Origin of the sequence: Giesbergeria sinuosa, assembly GCF_042652905.1 — a bacterium.
In the GTDB taxonomy this organism is placed as follows: Bacteria; Pseudomonadota; Gammaproteobacteria; order Burkholderiales; family Burkholderiaceae_C; genus Simplicispira; species Simplicispira sinuosa.
The window spans coordinates 47,900-65,684 of record NZ_JBHSHJ010000002.1; the positions used below are offsets into that span (position 1 = coordinate 47,900).

The 17,785-nt window shown below is 58.6% G+C and carries 11 protein-coding genes; 5 read left to right on the forward strand and 6 right to left on the reverse strand.

Annotated elements, in window-relative coordinates; translation table 11 throughout:
• Positions 1-9: 9 nt before the first annotated feature.
• Both ACFO6X_RS02890 and map read right to left on the reverse strand, forming a co-directional pair.
• The gene (locus tag ACFO6X_RS02890; RefSeq protein WP_382429892.1) at positions 10-2,592 is read right to left on the reverse strand and encodes a [protein-PII] uridylyltransferase; all 2,583 of its coding nucleotides are present in this window, start codon (positions 2,590-2,592) and stop codon (positions 10-12) included.
• A gap of 61 nt (positions 2,593-2,653) precedes the next feature.
• Entirely contained in the window at positions 2,654-3,469 is an 816-nt protein-coding gene (gene map, locus ACFO6X_RS02895; RefSeq protein WP_382429894.1) for a type I methionyl aminopeptidase, read from the reverse strand.
• Between the two features lie 137 nt (positions 3,470-3,606).
• Here map and purL point away from each other — a divergent pair, with 137 nt between their 5' ends.
• The 3 genes from purL to ACFO6X_RS02910 all read left to right on the forward strand — a co-directional run bounded on the left by purL (position 3,607) and on the right by ACFO6X_RS02910 (position 8,981).
• On the forward strand, positions 3,607-7,620 hold the full coding sequence (gene purL, locus ACFO6X_RS02900) for a phosphoribosylformylglycinamidine synthase (protein WP_382429896.1): 4,014 nt from the start codon (positions 3,607-3,609) through the stop codon (positions 7,618-7,620).
• 102 nt (positions 7,621-7,722) lie between these two features.
• Positions 7,723-8,724 (forward strand): DUF808 domain-containing protein, encoded by a 1,002-nt coding sequence (locus tag ACFO6X_RS02905; protein WP_382429898.1) that lies wholly within the window; start codon positions 7,723-7,725, stop codon positions 8,722-8,724.
• 86 nt (positions 8,725-8,810) lie between these two features.
• Complete coding sequence (locus ACFO6X_RS02910; protein WP_382429900.1) at positions 8,811-8,981, forward strand: hypothetical protein; 171 nt, start codon at positions 8,811-8,813, stop codon at positions 8,979-8,981.
• 102 nt (positions 8,982-9,083) lie between these two features.
• Here the strand turns inward: ACFO6X_RS02910 and ACFO6X_RS02915 are convergent, their stop codons facing one another.
• The gene (locus tag ACFO6X_RS02915; RefSeq protein ID WP_382429902.1) at positions 9,084-10,367 is read right to left on the reverse strand and encodes an O-acetylhomoserine aminocarboxypropyltransferase/cysteine synthase family protein; all 1,284 of its coding nucleotides are present in this window, start codon (positions 10,365-10,367) and stop codon (positions 9,084-9,086) included.
• A gap of 197 nt (positions 10,368-10,564) precedes the next feature.
• Here ACFO6X_RS02915 and ACFO6X_RS02920 point away from each other — a divergent pair, with 197 nt between their 5' ends.
• Positions 10,565-11,815 carry a Bcr/CflA family multidrug efflux MFS transporter gene (locus ACFO6X_RS02920; protein ID WP_382429904.1) on the forward strand — a complete coding sequence of 417 codons (1,251 nt, stop codon included), beginning with the start codon at positions 10,565-10,567 and terminating at the stop codon, positions 11,813-11,815.
• Positions 11,816-11,818: 3 nt separating this feature from the next.
• Here ACFO6X_RS02920 and ACFO6X_RS02925 read toward each other — a convergent pair whose 3' ends face one another.
• Together ACFO6X_RS02925 and ACFO6X_RS02930 are read right to left on the reverse strand one after the other, a co-directional pair.
• Positions 11,819-14,488: a cation-translocating P-type ATPase gene (locus ACFO6X_RS02925; protein ID WP_382429906.1), complete on the reverse strand. Its 2,670-nt coding sequence runs from the start codon at positions 14,486-14,488 to the stop codon at positions 11,819-11,821.
• Positions 14,489-14,509: 21 nt separating this feature from the next.
• On the reverse strand, positions 14,510-16,504 hold the full coding sequence (locus tag ACFO6X_RS02930; RefSeq protein ID WP_382429908.1) for a peptidase U32 family protein: 1,995 nt from the start codon (positions 16,502-16,504) through the stop codon (positions 14,510-14,512).
• A gap of 130 nt (positions 16,505-16,634) precedes the next feature.
• Between ACFO6X_RS02930 and ACFO6X_RS02935 the strand changes: the two genes are divergently transcribed.
• Positions 16,635-16,895: a hypothetical protein gene (locus ACFO6X_RS02935; protein WP_382429910.1), complete on the forward strand. Its 261-nt coding sequence runs from the start codon at positions 16,635-16,637 to the stop codon at positions 16,893-16,895.
• Between the two features lie 21 nt (positions 16,896-16,916).
• On the opposite strand, the gene asd is transcribed toward ACFO6X_RS02935, so the two are convergent.
• The gene (asd, locus tag ACFO6X_RS02940) at positions 16,917-17,774 is read right to left on the reverse strand and encodes an archaetidylserine decarboxylase (protein ID WP_382429912.1); all 858 of its coding nucleotides are present in this window, start codon (positions 17,772-17,774) and stop codon (positions 16,917-16,919) included.
• Positions 17,775-17,785 lie beyond the last annotated feature (11 nt).

Consider the following 17,785-nt stretch of genomic DNA (forward strand, 5'->3'; position numbering starts at 1 on the left):
CATGGAGTTTCAGTCCGATAGTGCTTGAATGAGTTCGGTCTCAATGGCAATTTGGCGGGCGCTGTGTTGGAGTTCGGGGCCTTCAACCAGAAAGGTGTCTTCTACCCGTTCTCCCAAGGTGCTGACTTTGGCGAGTTGCACATTCAGTTGGTGCCGTGCCAGTACGCGGGCCACCAGATAGAGCAGACCGGCCCTGTCGCTGGCCGAGATGGCCAACAACCAGCGTTGTGCTTTTTCATCAGGGTGCAGCGTAACGCGGGGGGCAATCGGGAAACTTTTGGCGCGGCGTGACAGGCGTCTGCGACCGGGCTCGGGCAGAGGGCCACTGGCCTCCAGGGTGTGGGTCAGGTCGTTTTCTACCATGTGGGTCAACTCCCGGTAGTGACCCGGTAGCGAGGCCGTGACCACTTGGAAGGTGTCGAGTGCGTAGCCATTGCGGGCAGTGTGTACCCGTGCGTCCAGAATGCTAAAACCTGCCCGGTCAAAATAACCGCAAATACGGGCGAACAGGTCGGGCTGGTCTGGTGCATAGACTGCCACTTGCAGCCCCTCACCTGCCAAGGATTGGCGTGCCCGTACTACCGGATGGGCCGTGCCAACGTGGCGTGAGAGGTGTCGGGTATGCCAGGCAATGTCAGAGGCTTCGTGGCGCATGAAGTAGCTCACGTCCAATGTTTCCCAGAGTTTTTTGTGCGATTCAAACGGTTGGGCGACCAAGGCCAGCATGACCAGTGCTTCGCGTTTGCGTGCCTCAATTTCGGCTGCGGCATCGGGTGCCCGTCCACCCAAGGTGCGCAAAGTGGCGCGGTACAAGTCCTCCAGTAGTTTGCCTTTCCAAGCATTCCAGACTTTGGGGCTGGTGCCCCGAATATCTGCCACCGTGAGCAGGTACAGTGCTGTAAGGTAGCGTTCGTTGCCTACGCGCCGCGCAAATGCGGCAATGATGTCGGGGTCGCTCAGATCTTGTTTTTGTGCCACTTGACTCATGGTCAGGTGTTCGCGCACTAAAAACTCAATCAGTTGGGCATCTTCGCGGGCCACGCCGTGTTGGCGGCAAAAGCGCCGTGCTACTACGGCACCAATCTGGGAGTGGTCTCCTCCGCGACCTTTGCCAATGTCATGAAACAATGCCGCCACATAGAGTGTCCAGGGTTTGTCCCAGCCAGCCGCCAATTGTGAACAAAACGGGTATTCGTGGGCATGGTCGGCCATGAAGAAGCGCCGTACATTGCGCAACACCATCAGGATATGCTGGTCTACGGTATAGACATGGAACAGGTCGTGCTGCATTTGCCCAACGATGCGTCGGAACGACCAGAGATAGCGCCCAAGCACGGAGGTTTGGTTCATCAGGCGCATGGCATGGGTGATGCCCTCAGGCTGTTGCAGGATACGCAAAAAAGCCGCCCGGTTGACTGGGTCTCGGCGGAAAGCGCCATCCATGACGCTGCGCGCCCGGTATAGCGCCCGCAAGGTGCGGGCCGACAGGTGCTGCAAACCGGCAGAGGTTTGGTAGAGCAAGAAGGTTTCGAGGATGGCGTGCGGGTCGTGTTGGTACAGGTCGTCGCTGACCACCTCAATCATCCCAGCTTTGTCCAGAAAGCGGTTGTTGATGGGGCGTGGGGCGTGGTCAGAGGGGTTGAGACGTTCTTCGATGTTGAGCAGCAAGATTTGGCACAACTGCGTGACAGCCTTGGCTGCCCAGTAGTAGCGGCGCATCAGGGTTTCGCTGGCGCGCAGTGGCAGGCCACTGCCATCGGGCGCTTCAGAGCGGTAGCCAAACGATTCGGCTACAGCGGTTTGCAGATCAAACACCAGCCGATCTTCGCGCCGCCCAGCAATGGTATGCAGACGTGCTCGCACTAGCGATAGCAGGGCTTCGTTACGCACCAATTGGCGCAGCTCAAATGGCGTTGCCAGCCCGCTACGGGCCAGTTCTTGCCAGCTGTGGCCTAGCCCTGCAGCACGCGCTACCCAGAGCACCGTTTGCAGATCACGCAGGCTGCCGGGCGATTCTTTGCAATTGGGCTCCAGCGCGTACGGTGTGTTGTCGTATTTGTTGTGGCGCTGGCGCATCTCCAGCGTTTTGGCAATCAGAAAGGCTTTGGGGTCGAGGTGGGCGCGGTATTGCTGCTCAAACTCGGTAAACAGTGCCACGTTGCCACACAGTAGCCTGGCCTCCAATAAGGAGGTTTGTACGGTCACATCTTGCGCCGCCTCGGTGGTGCATTCGGCCACCGTGCGCACGCTGGAGCCAATTTCTAGCCCTACATCCCAGCAGCTGCTGATAAAACCTTCAATGGCTTGGCGCTGGGCTATGGCGGTGTGGCTGTCGGGCAGTAACAACAGCACATCCACATCCGAATGCGGAAACAATTCGCCTCTGCCAAAGCCACCCACAGCTATCAAAGCCATGCTTTCGGGCAGGGCGGCCCGTTGCCACAACTGTGAGAGCAAATTGCCTGCAATGCGCGCCAAGGTACGCAGGTGGGCATGGATGCCGCGCGTGGAGGCTTGTGAGGCTGTCAGGGAGGCCAGCAGCTCGGCTTTCTGACGGCGGTAAGTGTCGCGCAGGGCTTGCAGTTCGGTCATGGCAAGTATTCGGGAAGAAACAACAAGGGCCAGACCATGCAAGAACTGTGCGAGGAGGCACTCAGGTGGCCGTGGCCTGAACGAAATGGGGCAGGGCCGGATAGCCTGCGGACAGCGTCAGCACTTCGTAGCCAGTGGGGGTGACGAGCACGGTATGCTCCCATTGTGCCGACAAGCTGCGGTCTTTGGTGATGATCGTCCAGCCATCATTGCCCAGTTCTTTGATGTCACGCTTGCCCGCGTTGAGCATCGGCTCAATGGTGAAAATCATGCCAGGCTTGAGTTCTTCTAGGGTGCCAGGGCGGCCATAGTGCAGCACCTGGGGTTCTTCGTGAAATTTTTGCCCAATGCCGTGGCCGCAAAACTCACGCACTACCGACAGGCCGTGGCTTTCGGCAAATTTCTGGATGGCATGGCCAATGTCGCCCAAACGGGCGCCGGGCTTGACCTGCAAAATGCCCAACCACATGGCCTCGTAGGTCAGGGCGCACAGGCGCTTGGCAGCAATCGAACAATCGCCAATCAGGTACATGCGGCTGCTGTCACCATACCAACCATCATCGGTAATCACGGTCACGTCCACATTCACGATGTCGCCCTTTTTCAGGGGTTTGTCGTTGGGGATACCGTGGCAGACTACATGGTTGACCGAAGTGCACAGCGACGCTGGATAGGCAGGGTAGCCTGGCGGTTGGTAGCCAATGGTGGCTGAGCGCGTGCCTTGGCGGGCCATGCACTCGGCGCCTAGGCGGTCGATTTCAAGTGTGGTGATACCGGGCTGGATATGGGGGGCAATGTAGTCCAGCACTTCGGAGGCCAGACGGCAAGCCCGGCGCATAGCGTCGATTTCCGGGGCCGTTTTAATGGTGATACTCATAGGCCGGTGATTATCCCATTGCCTTTTGCCATTGGTCACAGCGGGGGCTTGGATGGGGGCAGGCCGGTAAAATGGCCCCTTCTGCTGGCGCTGTCCAGCCTCTTTTGCCTCTTATTTTTATCAACTAGGCCGCCAACGTGACCTTGCACATCACCACGCTTGCGGGCGCTAATGCCCTCAGCCCCTTCCGCGCCCAGCAACTTTTGCCTGCGCTCCAAGCCATCCACCCCAAGATTGCCTCGATTGCGGCACGCTTTGTCCATCTGGTGGCCACCGATGTTGCACCAGCGCCAGACACCCTAGAGCGTCTGGCGGCCTTGCTCACCTATGGTGAGCCTTATGCTGGCCCCGCCGAGGGCGCTGCGCTGATTGTCACGCCCCGTTTGGGCACCGTATCGCCTTGGGCCTCTAAAGCCACCGACATTGCCCACAATTGCAGCTTGGCCGTGCGCCGCATTGAGCGCGTGACCGAATACCACCTCACTTTGCAGTCGGGCCTGCTCAGCAAGCCAAGCCTGAATGCCGAGCAGCTGCAGCAAGTGGCGGCCCTGCTGCACGACCGCATGACCGAATCGGTGGTGACGGATTTGAGCGGCGCACAAGCCCTGTTTACCGAGCTGCCCGCCCAGCCAATGGAGCATGTGGATGTGTTGGGCGGTGGCCGGGCTGCACTCATTGCCGCTAACAAGCAATGGGGGCTGGCGCTGGCCGAGGACGAAATCGACTATCTGGTCACTGCCTTCCAAGGTTTGCAGCGCAACCCTACCGATGTCGAGCTGATGATGTTCGCGCAGGCCAACAGCGAACACTGTCGCCACAAAATTTTCAATGCCCAGTTCACCATTGACGGGCGAACCCAAGACAAGAGCCTGTTTGCGATGATTCGCAACACGCACCAATTGGCCCCCCAGCACACGGTGGTGGCCTACGCTGACAACGCTTCCATCATGGAAGGCAGTGTGGTGGAGCGTTTTGTGGCCCGTATGCAAGGTGATGCCAACAGCTACCAAAAAGAACAGGCCACACACCATGTGCTGATGAAGGTAGAAACGCACAACCACCCCACGGCGATTTCGCCCTTCCCCGGTGCTTCTACGGGTGCGGGCGGTGAAATCCGTGACGAGGGCGCTACCGGGCGCGGCTCCAAGCCCAAGGCGGGCCTGACGGGCTTTACCGTGTCCAAACTCTGGGACGGCGCGTCCGACCAAGCTGGCGGCAAACCCGGCCATATCGCTAGCCCGCTGCAAATCATGATTGAAGGCCCGTTGGGCGGCGCGGCCTTTAACAATGAGTTTGGCCGTCCCAACTTGGCTGGTTATTTCCGCGAATACGAGCAAACCGTGGCCGGTGTGCAGCGTGGCTACCACAAACCCATCATGATTGCCGGTGGCTTGGGCGTGATCGATGCGGAGCAAACGAAAAAAATCGAATTTCCCGCCGGTTCGTTGTTGATTCAACTGGGTGGCCCCGGTATGCGCATTGGCATGGGCGGCAGTGCCGCCAGCTCGATGGCCACGGGTACGAATGCCGCTGAACTGGATTTTGACTCGGTGCAACGCGGCAACCCCGAAATTGAACGCCGCGCCCAAGAAGTCATTAACCACTGCTGGGCGCAGGGCGAGAAGAACCCGATTTTGGCGATTCACGATGTGGGTGCGGGTGGCTTGTCCAACGCCTTCCCTGAGCTGACCAACGATGCGGGACGCGGTGCGCGTTTTGACCTGCGTGCGGTGCAGTTGGAAGAGTCGGGCCTGTCGCCCAAAGAAATTTGGAGCAACGAAAGCCAAGAACGCTACGTGCTGGCGATTGCGCCCGAGTCGCTGGAGCAGTTCCGTGCCTTTTGTGAGCGCGAGCGTTGCCCGTTTGCCGTGATTGGCACGGCCACCGAACAACGCCAACTGGTGCTGGAAGACACCGCCGCTACGGCAGCAGACCAGAAATTCCCGGTCGATATGCCCATGTCGGTATTGTTGGGCAAGCCGCCCAAGATGCACCGCGATGTCCAAACCGTGCAGCGTGCCTTCCAGCCGATGGAACTGACCGGTGTCGATTTGCAAAAAGCCATCATTGATGTGCTGAGTCACCCCACCGTGGCTTCCAAGCGTTTCCTCATCACCATTGGCGACCGCGCTGTGGGCGGCCTGACACACCGCGACCAAATGGTCGGGCCGTGGCAGATTCCGGTGGCCGATGTGGCCGTGACGCTGGCCGATTTCAAGGGCTTTGCCGGTGAAGCGATGGCGATGGGTGAGCGCACCCCATTGGCTGCCTTGGATGCCCCGGCTTCGGGCCGCATGGCGATTGCCGAGGCCATTACCAACCTGCTGGCTGCGCCGGTGGAGTTGTCGCGCGTCAAACTGTCGGCCAACTGGATGGCTGCTTGTGGCGAGCCGGGCGAAGATGCCGCCCTGTACGAAACGGTAAAAGCCGTGGGTATGGAGCTGTGCCCAGCCTTGGGTATCTCAATTCCGGTGGGCAAAGACTCGCTGTCCATGCGTACCCAATGGCAGCACGCTGGCGAAAGCCATAAAGTGGTGTCGCCCGTCAGCCTCATCATCACCGCCTTTGCCACCTTGGATGATGTGCGTGGCACGCTCACTCCGCAACTGAACGCCCAAGAAGAAGACACCACGCTGCTGTTGGTCGATTTGGGCAAGGGCCAGCACCGCATGGGCGGCAGCATTCTGGGCCAAGTGCTGAACCAATCGGGCGATGTAGTGCCCGATTTGGACGATGCCCAAGACCTGATGCAATTGGTCAAGGCCATCAACACCTTGCGTGCCCAAGGACAAATTCTGGCCTACCACGACCGCAGCGATGGCGGCTTGCTGGCCGCCGTGGCCGAAATGGCCTTTGCGGGCCATGTGGGTGTGGCCTTGAATGTTGACATGTTGGTCACAGAAGGCGACGGCATCAGCGATAGCCGCATGGACACCGGCGATTCCAAGAACTGGGCACAGCAAGTGAGCGCCCGCCGCGAAGAGCTGACGCTCAAGGCCCTGTTCAGCGAAGAACTGGGCGTGGTGCTGCAAGTACGCACTGCCGAGCGCAACGCCGTGATGCAAACCTTGCGCGAGCATGGCTTGTCCAAGTTCAGCCACTTTGTCGGCAAGACCCGTCCGCTCAGTTCCAGCATCGATGCAGGCAAGGGCCAATTGTCCATCTGGCGCGATGCCAAAGAAGTGTTCAGCGCCCCATTGGCTGACTTGCACCAAGTCTGGGACAGCGTGAGCTGGAAAATCTGCCAGCAGCGCGATAACCCCGCCTGCGCCGATGCCGAACACGCTGCCGCCGGTGACCCCCAAGACCCCGGTATGCACGTCCATCTGACGTTTGACCCGGCAGAGAATGTGGCTGCGCCGTTCCTGAACCTCTCGCGCCCCAAAGTGGCCGTGTTGCGCGAGCAGGGGGTCAATTCGCATGTGGAAATGGCCTATGCCTTTACCGAAGCCGGTTTTGAGGCCGTAGATGTCCACATGACCGACCTGCAAACCGGCCGGGTGCGTTTGCAAGACGTACAAGGCGTGGTGGCCTGCGGTGGCTTCAGCTACGGCGACACCTTGGGCGCAGGCATTGGCTGGGCGCGTTCCATCACTTTCAACCCGGTGCTGGCCGAGCAATTCCAAGGCTTCTTTGCCCGCCCAGACACCTTTGGTTTGGGCGTGTGCAATGGTTGCCAAATGTTTGCCGAATTGGCCGACATCATCCCTGGCGCACAAGATTGGCCGCGCTTCACTACCAACCAAAGCGAACGCTTTGAAGCCCGCCTGAGCATGGTCGAAGTGTTGGAGTCGCCCAGCATCTTCTTGCAGGGCATGGCCGGTAGCCGTTTGCCGATTGCCGTGGCCCACGGCGAGGGCTATGCCAACTTCAAGCACCGGGGCAATGCCGCCCAAGTGCTGGCGGCCATGCGCTTTGTCGATAACACTGGCGCAGCCACGGAGCGTTACCCGTTCAACCCCAACGGCAGCGCGGGTGGCCTGACCGGCGTAACCACCGCTGATGGTCGCTTTACTGCCATGATGCCGCACCCCGAGCGCGTGTTCCGCAACGTGCAAATGAGCTGGACGGACATGGCCGCCAGTGGTGGTGCTAGTGCTGCCAGCCCGTGGTTGCGCCTGTGGCGCAATGCGCGCCGTTGGGTCGCTTGACCGGCACCTGTCGATCAGATCTAGGCCGTATCACAATGCAGCTTTCAGCTTCCGTCATCATCGGGCTGAAAGCTGTTTTTTTATTCTCCCTAAGGAGCTGCTATGGCCGGAGCCAGTTTGTTAACCCTGTTGGATGACATCGCCACCATCCTTGACGATGTGGCTTTGATGACCAAAGTAGCCGCAAAAAAGAGCGTGGCTATGGCCGACGATGTCTCGGTGATGACCAAGGTGGCAGCACAAAAGACGGCTGGAGTGCTGGGGGATGATTTGGCGCTCAATGCGCAACAGGTGGCCGGGGTGCGGGCTGAGCGTGAAATCCCGGTGGTTTGGGCCGTGGCCAAGGGATCACTGCTTAACAAGGCAATTTTGGTGCCTTTGGCGCTGCTGATCAGTGCCTTAGCCCCTTGGGCGGTGACACCCCTGCTGATGGTGGGGGGGGCTTTCCTGTGCTTTGAGGGTTGTGAAAAGCTGGCCCACCATTTTATGCATGGCGCTACCGATGAGGCCGATGGGCACGACAACACCGCTATATTGGCTGGGAGCGAGCCAACCACCGATATGGCAGCGTTCGAGCGAGACAAGGTGAAAGGTGCTGTGCGCACAGACTTTATTCTCTCGGCCGAAATTATTGCCATTACCTTGGGCACGGTAGCGGCCGCGCCTTTTATTCAACAGGTGACGGTGCTGTCTGGCATTGCCGTCCTGATGACGGTGGGGGTCTATGGGTTGGTCGCTGGCATCGTCAAACTCGATGATCTGGGCCTGTGGCTGACCCGCCAAAGCAGCACTTTGGTGCAAGGGCTGGGGCGGGGTATCGTGGGGGCAGCACCTTGGCTCATGAAGGGGCTGTCGGTGGCAGGCACTGCGGCCATGTTTTTGGTCGGTGGAGGTATTTTGGCGCATGGTGTGCCGTGGTTACACCACCATATCGAGGCGGCAGGCACAGCGGCATTGCAATGGCCTGTTGGTGCGTTGTGGCAGGTACTCCTACCCAATGTGCTCAATGCCGTATTGGGGGTATTGGCGGGTGCTGTGGTGTTGGTCGTGGTGCTGTGGGGGCAACGGTTGCGCAGCACAGACCATAGAGGCACCAAGGCGTGAGCAGCCCTCGTTTGCTATGGGCTCCTTCAGGCTGTGGCCTAATGGAGGACTTTTCTTTTTATTTTCACTTTTAACGGAGGCCATTCATGGGCAACAAAATCGTTACGGAAGCAGATCGCAAGCGCACCCCCCGTCCCCAGACTCCCAATGGCGTGACCTTGCCCACCCCTGGCCGTGGTCAGCGCGTGAGCTTGGAGCGCGGCGTGGCAACACGCAGCAAGAAGAACCCCGGCAAACGCTCGAAGAAGGGCGGCTGATTCCGCTGCTACAGAGCGTGCTTTGCTGCGCTCTGCATAAAAAAAGCCCTCTTGACGAGGGCTTTTTTGTGTCTGTATGCCCCAGGGGGGCAGCAACACAACTTATACCTGCTCTAGCGCCTGGGCCAGGTCGGCGCGCAGATCGTCAATGTGCTCAATGCCTACAGACAAGCGCACCATGCCTTCGCTGACGCCTGCTTTGGCCAGTTCTGTGGGGTTGAGCTGGCGGTGGGTTGTGGAGGCGGGATGGGTAGCCAGCGACTTGGCATCGCCGATATTGACCAAACGGGTAAACAATTGCAGTGCGTCCAAGAAGCGCGCTCCAGCAGCGCGCGGGTCGGCCTCTTGGCCCTTGAGGCTGAACGACAAAATCCCCGAAGCCTTGCCACCGAGCTGGCGCTGGACGAGCGCATGGTCGGGGTGGTCAGGCAGACCAGCATAGCGCACCCATTCCACCTTGGGGTGTTGCTGCAGGTATTGGGCCAGAGCTTGGGCGTTATCGCAGATGCGATCCATCCGCAAGGCCAGGGTTTCAATGCCTTGAAGAATCAGGAAAGCATTGAGCGGTGCCAGGGCCGCACCCATATTGCGCAGCGGCACCACACGGGCACGGCCAATAAAGGCTGCAGCACCCAGTGCCTCGGTGTACACCACGCCGTGGTAGCTCACATCGGGCTCGTTCAGGCGTTTAAAACGCTCTTTGTGCTCGGCCCAAGGAAATTTGCCACTATCGACAATCGCACCACCCACGCTGTTGCCGTGGCCACCCAGGTACTTGGTGAGTGAGTGCACCACAATGTCGGCGCCGTGTTCAATCGGGCGCAACAGATAGGGGCTGGGCACGGTGTTGTCCACGATCAGTGGCACACCGTGGGCATGGGCCACATCGGCCAAAGCACGGATGTCGGTGACGTTGCCCAACGGGTTGCCAATCGATTCAATAAAGATGGCCTTGGTGCGGGCATCAATGTGCTGTGCAAAGCTGGCTGGGTCGCGCGGATCGGCAAAGCGCACCTCAATGCCTTGTTGTGGGAAGGTGTGGGCAAACAGGTTGTAGGTGCCGCCATACAAGGTGCTGGCCGAGACAATGTTGTCGCCCGCTTCGGCCAAAGTTTGGATGGCATAGGTAATGGCCGCCATCCCCGAGGCGACTGCCAGCGCCGCAATGCCACCTTCCAAGGCCGCCACACGCTTTTCCAGCACGTCGGTGGTCGGGTTCATGATGCGGGTGTAAATGTTGCCTTGGACTTTCAGGTCGAACAGGTCGGCACCATGTTGAGCACTGTCAAAGGCGTAAGCAACGGTCTGGTAGACAGGCACGGCCACCGATTTGGTCGTGGGGTCAGGGGAGTAACCAGCGTGAACGGCAAGGGTATCAAGATGCATGAAATGTGTTCCTCAAAGGCGAGCCCCGCGCTCGTGCGGAGCTGGCGGGCATTGTTGCATGGGGCACTACAGCACCAGCAATGTTTTGCAGATGTGCTTATGCTTTTTGTGTACCGTGGCCGCCCTGCAAGAAATGGATGTCCACGGGATAATGGTCGGCTTTTGCATGGCCGTTTGCGCTCTGCACAGCGTTGTCCATGCGTTCTTCTTCCTCCTCTGTGTTTGTATCGCCGGAGCCTCTCACCGGCCACCGCTTTATCCTTTGGGTGCTGCTGCTGGGGGGACTGACAGCGGTAGCCCCCTTGTCCATCGATATGTACCTGCCCAGTTTTGGGCAGGTAGAGCAAGATTTGCACGCCCCCGCCGGTAGCATGGAGTGGACACTGTCTACCTTCTTTATTGGCCTGATGTTGGGTCAGTTGATCTACGGCCCTGTCAGTGATCGTTTTGGCCGCAAATGGCCGTTGTATGTGGGTTTTTCCGTGTACACCGTGGCCTCGTTGGGGTGTGCTCTGGCCGACAACATCACGATGCTGTGGGTATGCCGGTTTTTGCAGGGCATGGGGGGATGTGCTGGTTTGGTCATTTCCAGTGCCATCGTGCATGACCGCATGGGTGCCCGCGAATCGGCGCGTATTTTCTCGTTGCTGATGCTGGTCATGGGGCTGGCACCTATTCTGGCGCCCTTGTTGGGGGGCTGGTTACTGCAATGGTGGGGTTGGCGGGCCATTTTTGGCGTCTTGGTGGTGTTTGGGCTCATCTGTTTGTGGGGAGTGCGGCTGGGCTTGCAAGAGAGCCACGACACTACCCAAGAGCCACCATTGCAGTGGGGTACGGTGGCGCGCAATTACCGCAACTTGTTGCGTGACCGCACTTTTATGGGGTTGGTGGTCAGTGCCGGCCTGACCCGTGCCGGCATGTTTGCCTACATAGCAGGTTCACCCTTTGTGCTGATGCAGCTTTATGGTGTCACACCGCAGAACTACGGCTGGTTTTTTGGTGCCAATGCGTTGGGATTGATTGTGGCCAGTCAGCTCAACGCTTATTGGCTTAAAAAGACAGCCGCCACTACCTTGCTGCGCTTGGCCTTATGGCTGCCACCATTGGCTGGGTCTGCACTGGCCGTGTTGGCACTGACGGGCTGGATGTCGCTGGGCTGGTTTGCCGCAGGCTGTTTTGTGTTTATGTCCAGTGTGGGGGTCATTGGCCCTAATGCCAGTGCCACTGCCTTGGCAACCCAAGGGCAGCGGGCTGGCACTGCGGCTGCCTTCAATGGTGCCCTGGCTTTTCTGTTTGCCACGTTGGCAGGCACCTTGGTTGGGGGCTTGCACAACGGCACCAGCGAGCCGTTGGCGTTGGTCATGGCCTTGTGTGGTTGGGGGGCATGGGCCAGCTACTATGGTTTAGTCAGGCACGATGCTGCATCCGCACCCGCCACACCCTGCTGAGGGTCAGGCACCAGCACGGCGTGGACGCTGGCGCCACATTTTTTCCAGTTCTACTGCCACATACATCATCGAGGCCGCACCCAGACAAATCACCAACTCCAGCGTGCTCAGAGGTTGGGTTTTGAAGATAGGGTTGAGCGCCGGTACATAAATCGTTGCCATCTGCAACACAAAGGTCAATGCCACAGCACCCAGCAACGGCAGGTTAGTCCCCAGGCCCAAGCGCCACAGTGGTTCTGTTTCGGAGCGTATGCCCATGATGTGTGCCATCTGACCCAAAATCAGCACCGTAAACACCATCGTCTGCCAATTTTCGTGGCCAGTGTGTATGGCCCACGCCTGCACACCCAAGCACAAAGCCCCCAGCAGCAAGCCAATACCCACAATATGTTGCCACATTCCACCGGCAAACATGCTTTCTGTCGGTGGGCGCGGTGGGCGGCGCATGATGTTGCGTTCGGCTGGTTCGGTGGCCAAAGCCAACCCAGGCAGACCATCGGTAACCAAATTGACCCACAAAATGTGGATGGGCAACAGCGGCATGGGCAGCCCCAGAAGCGGGGCCATGCAGATGGTGATGATCTCGCCAGAGTTGTCGGTCATGGTGTACCGAACAAACTTGCGAATGTTGTCGTAGATGCGCCGCCCTTCTTTCACGGCTGCCACAATGGTAGAAAAATTATCGTCCAGCAGCACCAAGCTCGAAGCCTCACGTGCCACATCTGTGCCGCCCTTACCCATTGATATGCCAATGTCAGCCCGTTTGAGGGCGGGGGCATCATTGACGCCATCGCCTGTCATGGCCACAAAATGGCCTTGGGCTTGCAGTGCTTGCACAATCCTGATTTTCTGCGCTGGATCTACCCGCGCATAGACCTGAACGCCACGCACATGCGTTTGCAAACTCGCATCGTCCATGCTGGCTAGATCGGCGCCTGTCAATACGGGTGCGTCGGCATGGGTGACGATGCCCAACCTGTGGGCAATGGCGCGCGCAGTGGCTGGGTGGTCGCCAGTGATCATCACCGGGACGATACCTGCGGTAATGCAATCGTGTACCGCTGCTTGTGCCTCGGGGCGTGGGGGATCAATCAGGGCGATCAGGCCCAGCAGTTCGAGTTGATTTTCTACGGCTTCTAGGGCGTTGGTGTCTGGCAAACGGGTATGGTTGCGCCGGGCCAGTGCCAATACGCGCAGACCTTGCGCTGCCAGCATCTGGGCTTTGTGCAGCACAGCCTCTGTGTCCAGGGGTTGTGGGCCTTGGGGTGTCCATTGCTGGGTGCAGCGCGGTAGCATAGACTCCGGGGCTCCTTTGGTGTAGGCCACAAAGCCAGTACCCTCCCGGTGGAAGGTGGTCATGCGCTTGCGGTCTGAGTCAAAGGGTTGTTCTTGTACCCGTGGCTGGGCCGCTTCCAAGGTGGTTTTGTCTAACCCGCCCGCATAAGCGGCCAAGACCAGTGCAGTTTCAGTAGGGTCGCCTTGCCATTGATGGCTGGGGCTGGTGGTGGCATGGTCGGCATGGCGGGTTGCATCATTGCACAGAGCCGCGGCGCGCAAAGCCTCGGCATGTACGGGGCTGGGCAAAGCATCACCGGGAATCCAGCGATCTTCCAAGGCCAACAACAATTCCGCGTGCATTCGGTTTTGTGTCAAGGTGCCAGTTTTGTCTGAACAGATGGTGGTGACAGAGCCCAGTGTTTCTACCGATGGCAAGCGCCGCACCAGGGCATGAACTCCCACCATGCGGCGTGCCCCCAATGCCAACAGGATGGTCACTACGGCAGGCAGTGCTTCAGGAATGGCCGCGACGGCCAAGCTGATGGCCGTCAGGGCAATCAGCGCCGGGTCTTCTCCGCGCAACAAACCCGTTAAAAACAAGACGGCACAAATCGCCAATACCACCAACGCCAGTTTTTTGCCAAAAGCCGCCAAGCGCAGTTGCAACGGGGTGCTGCGCTCACCGCTGTCAAGCAAAGTGGCTACTTTGCCCAATTCGGTACGCATTCCGGTGGCTACTACCAAACCACGGGCACGGCCATGTGTGGCCGTAGTGCCCTTGAATGCCATGTTGGTGCGGTCGCCCAAAGCATGGCTGTTTTGGCGCTGCAAAGTAGCGGTTTGTTTGGCGACCGTGACCGATTCGCCAGTCAGCGAGGACTCGTCCACCTGCAACTGTGCAATCTCGATCAGGCGCAAATCGGCCGGAATCTGGTTGCCCGCCTCAAGTAGCACGATGTCGCCCGGCACGAGCACATTGGCGGGTACTACCTGCACTTGGCCGTTGCGCAGCACAGTGGCCTGGGCTGCAGCCAATTGGCGCAGGGCTGCCAGCGCCTTATCAGCCCGCCACGCCTGTACAAAGCCGATTACCGCATTGAGCACCACGATAAACAAAATGACCAGCGTGTCGGTCATTTCTCCTATCAACCCAGAGATGATGGCTGCTCCGAGCAACACCAGCACCATGAAATCCTTGAACTGATCAAGCAACAAAACCCAAGGACTGCGCTGGCTGCCGGTTTCCAATTCATTGGGGCCGTGGGTGTTGGCGCGGCGTTCGGCTTCTGTGCTGGCCAAGCCTTGCTGCACATCCACAGCCTGTGCCTGAGCCAAGGTATCGATATCTTGCAGATGCCATTCGCCCGGTTGGGCGGGAGACTCAGGGGTGGTCATGGGCTTGTCTCCTTGCTTCGTTCAGGTAGGACGGGTACGGTAGAACTGCAAAGGCTGTTCTTGCACCGCTTTTTGCTGCTGTTGCAGCACGGATCGCTTGATTTTGCCCATCACATGCATTTCGCAAGGTTTGCAGTCAAAACGCAACGTCAGTTTTTCTTTGCCATTGATCAGGTGCAGTGGCTCGGCCTTGATCGTACCCTTGACGCCAATGACCCCCTTGGCCTGTTTGGGGCACAAACTCAGTGAGAAACGCACGCAATGTTTGGTGATCATCAGGCTGACTTCGCCTTCTTCCTCGTGGCTTTCGTAGGCAGCGTCAATCACCCGTACCCCATGCTTGGCGTAGAAGTCTCTGGCTTTATGGTTAAACACATTTGCCAGGTAACTGAGCGTGTCTTCTGGATATGGCACGGGGGGCTCCACTGGCTGGGCACGCGGTAGGCGTTGTAGCCCACTGAGGCGAGCGGCTTCCAGGGCTGTTGCGGCTTCGCGGCGCAATGCGTTCAGTACCGAGGCTGGCACAAACCACGGTTGTGACAACGACAGACTGACGTCATGCACCGCAAAAATGGTGGTGCCAAAACGGCCCAGTTGTTCATGCAAACTGGCTTCAGCTTTGCCGGGATCTGTGGCCTGCTGGTGGGCTTGCGCTACTTGAGCCGTTCCTGTAAACCCGTCCTCATCGGTGAGGGTGAGGGCAAAGCCGTTCACTATTTCAGTCAGTTGTACCCACAGGCCAATGCGCCGATCACTGGATTTTTTGTCCAGCGTGCGCACCCAATCCATATCTCGGTTGCGGTTGATCTCTGTGCCTTTGCGCAAATCTTTCAGGTTGGCCAGAGGGTCTTTAGGAAAGACCCGCCATTGCGTTTTATGGCGTGCTGATACAGGTTCGGCCCGGTTGATGGCCAGCCCAACCAGTTCTTTTTGCAGGTCGTAGTAACACAAGCCATCGCCGTTGTGCAGCACAGTTTCGGGGTTGCTCACTTCTAGTTCGACAAAATCTGGCCCCAGTTTGGTTACCCAACCAATGGCCTGACCAGGGTTCTTGGGCGTGTCAAAAGCACCAATGTCTGCTTTGCGACCATTGACAAAATAATCCGTGAACTCACGGTTAAAGTTTTGCAATGGATCTGGTGTGAAGGTAAAGGTGGTCTGGCCGCTGGAGGCGCGTGCCAGTGGCTGCTCAGAGAACTGGCGCTCCTCCAAGATGTCATCGAGCAGTTTGCGGTAGTGCGCCGTGATGTTTTTCACATAGGCTATGTCTTTGTAGCGGCCTTCGATCTTGAAGCTGCGCACGCCGGCATCCACCAAAGCACGCAAGTTTTCGCTTTGGTTGTTGTCTTTCATGCTCAAGACATGTTTGTCGTGGGCTACAAACCGGCCCGTGTCGTCCACCACTTGGTAGGGTAGGCGGCAGGCTTGGCTGCAATCGCCCCGGTTGGCACTGCGGCCTGTGTGGGCATGGCTAATGTTGCACTGGCCGCTATAGGCTACGCACAGTGCACCATGCACAAAAAACTCGATGGCGCAGCGTGCAGGGTCGGTGGCGGCACGCACGGCGGCAATTTGTGGCACCGTCAATTCACGGGCCAGCACAATCTGGCTCAAGCCAGCGTCTTGTAAAAAACGTGCTTTTTCGGGTGTGCGGATATCGGTCTGGGTGCTCGCGTGCAGCTGAATGGGGGGCAAGTCCAGCTCTAGCAACCCCATGTCTTGGATAATCAAGGCATCGGCACCGGCGTGGTACACATCCCATGCCATTTGGCGGGCACCTTCGAGTTCATCGTCGCGCAAAATGGTATTGAGCGTGATAAAGATGCGGCTGTGAAAGCGATGGGCATGGCGGATCAGGCGTTCAATGTCGCGCAAATCGTTGCCGGCTCCGGCGCGGGCGCCAAAGGCAGGGCCGCCGATATAAACAGCATCGGCGCCGTGGTTGATGGCCTCAATGCCGATGTCGGCATCGCGCGCAGGAGAGAGGAGTTCAAGCTGGTAGGGCAGGAGAGACATGCCTGCGATTATCCTGTGCAGCTTACACAGTCCTTGTCATGGCACAGTAAAACAACAATTTCCTTTCAGGGCACCATGTCATCTGGGCTCTGCGTGTAAAGCATGGGTGCAGTACGATAGGATTGAGGAAATGAGTGCAGTTCCATCGGAAGCCAAACAACAACCCCTGAGCCTGACTGCCAGTTCAGTAAATGGCAAGGTCTTTCGCATGCCGTTGTTTCGACCCGGCACGGTGGTGTTGCGTGGTACCAAAAGGCACACAGTTCATTATGTGATGATTCGCCGAGGAGACTTGTGGATCTATCTCAACGGTGTAGAAGCTCCAGTACGACCCGAAACCTTGCGCGTAGCACCGGCTTTGTTTGCAATCGAGCGCCAGTCTGGCCGCTGAGGGCACACCAAGGCGGGCTGTTTATGGCGCTGTGGTTTTGTGTTCTGCCATGGTTTGGCCCAGCCGGACGGGGCGGGCAGGCGCCCAGTGGGTGCTGAAATGCAAGGGGCCTGGTGGAAACAGCAGCACCACGGTCGAGCCGAGTAAAAAGCGGCCCATCTCTTGGCCCTGCTCCAAGTAAATGTTCTGATCGGCATAGTTCCAGCTGCGCAATTGTCCGGTGCGCGGTGGATTGACTTGACCGTGCCAAACGGTGGCCATGCTGCCCACGATAGTGGCACCCACCAGCACCATGGCCATTGGGCCGTAGGTTGTTTCAAACAGGCAGACCACCCGCTCATTGCGGGCAAACAGGCCCGGCACCCCGCGCGCGGTGGTGGGATTGACAGAGAACAAGGCTCCTGGCACATGCACCATGCTGTGCAGTTTGCCAGCACAGGGCATGTGAATGCGGTGGTAGTCGCGCGGGCTGAGGTAGATGGTCGCAAAGTGCCCGTTGGCAAACTGAGCGGCCACAGTAGCGTCACCGCCTAGCAATGCGGTGGCGCTGTAGCGGTGGCCCTTGGCCTGAAAAATCTGCTCCCCCTCAATAGCCCCAAATTGGCTTACTGCCCCATCGACAGGGCAAATCAGGTCGGCTCGGGCCAAAGGCCGAACCCCCGGCTTGAGCGAGCGCGTAAAGAAATCATTGAAACTGGCGTAATTGCGGATGTCGGGGTCGGCTGCCTCGGACATGTCAACGCCATAACGGGCTACAAAACGCCGAATCAGGGTTGTCGTCCAGGCACCAGCCTGTGCGCGAGCCACACGACCGGCCAGAGTGGTCAATGCCCGTTGGGGCAGCAGATATTGTGGCAAGACGGCAAGACGATCGGACACAGGTAGGGCTG